The organism is Edwardsiella hoshinae NBRC 105699 = ATCC 33379 (genome assembly GCF_000474215.1).
GTDB classification, from domain to species: Bacteria; Pseudomonadota; Gammaproteobacteria; order Enterobacterales; family Enterobacteriaceae; genus Edwardsiella; species Edwardsiella hoshinae.
Genome location: NZ_BAUC01000056.1, coordinates 1 through 1,893 on the forward strand (window position 1 = coordinate 1; position 1,893 = coordinate 1,893).

3 protein-coding genes are annotated in these 1,893 nt (G+C 52.1%); all 3 read right to left on the reverse strand.

From position 1 onward, the window contains the following. Window positions 1-644, reverse strand: a 644-nt coding sequence (locus tag EHO01S_RS18750; protein WP_035370889.1) for a phage tail protein, incomplete at its 3' end; no start/stop codon positions are given. 3 nt (window positions 645-647) lie between these two features. Beyond that, window positions 648-1,214: a YmfQ family protein gene (locus EHO01S_RS16615; RefSeq protein WP_024525003.1), complete on the reverse strand. Its 567-nt coding sequence runs from the start codon at window positions 1,212-1,214 to the stop codon at window positions 648-650. Next, the coding region (locus tag EHO01S_RS16620; protein ID WP_024525004.1) for a baseplate J/gp47 family protein at window positions 1,211-1,893 on the reverse strand (683 nt) is incomplete at its 5' end. The genes EHO01S_RS16620 and EHO01S_RS16615, both read right to left, overlap by 4 nt.

Consider the following 1,893-nt stretch of genomic DNA (forward strand, 5'->3'; position numbering starts at 1 on the left):
TATTCGAGAAGCTGGGCGACATTTTTCCCGCTAAGTGCTGTCAGCGTGGAGTTCAGTGGCTGTTTACCCGCAAGGGCGTTCGTCATCGTCGTAGCAAAGTTTGGATCACGCCCTAGCGCATCAGCCAGCTCTTTTAGCGTATCTAATGCCGCTGGTGAGGAGCCAACCAGCTTGGCCACTTTAGCTGCGACAAATGCAGCCGTCGCAATCTCTCGCCCTGATGCTGAACTAGGTGGCGTTGGTGCCGTTGGCGTACCAGAAAGTGCAGGGCTATCTAACGGCGCTTTTGTATCTGCATAATCTTTTACTGCCTTAACAGCTTTTGACGTGGCTGCGGTTTGCTCACTGCTGCTATTGGTCGCGCTGGATAATTGCACCTTACCAGCTTGTGAGATCGATGCCACTGGCACTTGGCTATCAATGGCTTTTTGGATGGCTGCCCATAATTGATTTTGGCGAGAGGGATCAGGCGTAAAACCATTAGCGGTTAAAATAGCGTGGCACTCTGCCTGGATATCGCGTACTGCACTCTGTACGGCATTCAACCAAACAGCATAGACTGGCGTGCCAAGCTCACCTGTTGCCGGATTCCCATCATGAAACGCATTATCAGGCGTATCGACTTGGGGCATTAATTTTTGCATGATTTAGTCCTGATAGGTAAAATAACAATAGGTATGTGCTGGCTTTAGGTCATTGAATACCGATTCAATAACCGAGTCCGCAAAATAGGACAGGCGCTCTCCTGCTGTAGACATACCTGCACGAAAGCGATAATTCTGTACCTTGCTACTCGACACATTGACTCGCCATATCCAATTCACATCCGGGGAGTACAACCGCTCTCCAGCACGATTTCGCCCAGCACGAAACACATCGAGCTCATCGATGGTGATGGCGTAGCCCATACTTGTCGCCAGACGAGTAAAATACGGAATACTCAATCCGCCGGTTTCACTGAGTTTCGCCAATACCCGACTTAGCCGCTGCTGGTAGGTATCACCCCTTTGCGGGGTAACATCTAATACTCGCTCCCAATCCGGTAATAACCCTTGCGCATAGAGTGGTGTCACTGCGCCTAATACATCACCGGCCCGATACCGGACCGCATCAAAGCGCGCCCCCTCAGCCTCGAGTTCGGCTTGTAAATGTATGCCCTCCGGGGCATAGCTTACGGGGGGCAATAACGCCATCAATAGCTGCTTATGGCTCATGTTTTAAGCCCTACAGTAACGGAGCCACAGACCAGCCATTCCAGATGTGATTTATCCACCCGAGCCGTAACATTGGCCGCTGGCGAAACAATTTCACGGTCTGTTACGCCTGGAATTAATGAGATCAACATTTCAATATGACTGCGCACAAGCGGCTGTCCCGGATTAATTCGGGACATAGCATCTTTAATCGTGGCGGTAATTGTCGCTTTAACGGCTTCGAGCGTGAGACCATCGACATTGACGCGAATATCGAAATCAATCACCCGTTGAGATGGCGCTAATACTAATGAATCTCGCGCAGTCACGGGTCTTACATCATCAATATGGGCTTGCGCGGCTTTAATAACGCTTTCAGACGGCAACGCACCGGCAGATGTGATCGCGATATCGACCGTGCCAACACCGCGCCGGAGGGGATACACATAGGCACCGGTAACGCCCGGCACCTCCAGTGCCCAGCGGCGATAATCATATTGGTTTCCGCCTGCTGGCGGGCGTCGGATAACGTCTAACAGGCGAGCCAATAAGCTGGCATCGGACTCCTCATCCGTCCCACCGGAGAGCGCAGTAAGCTGCACACGACTATTAATCCCCATCGGAGCGCTAACCAGCTCGGCAGGTTCGGCCGTCAGTAAATTACCCACAACACCCGCCGTCTCCGCCCGGACTTTCACCA

Excerpts from the sequence above, each read along its gene's own strand:
- EHO01S_RS16615 (WP_024525003.1), bottom strand. The coding sequence starts at position 1,214 with ATGAGCCATAAGCAGCTATTGATGGCGTTATTGCCCCCCGTAAGCTAT.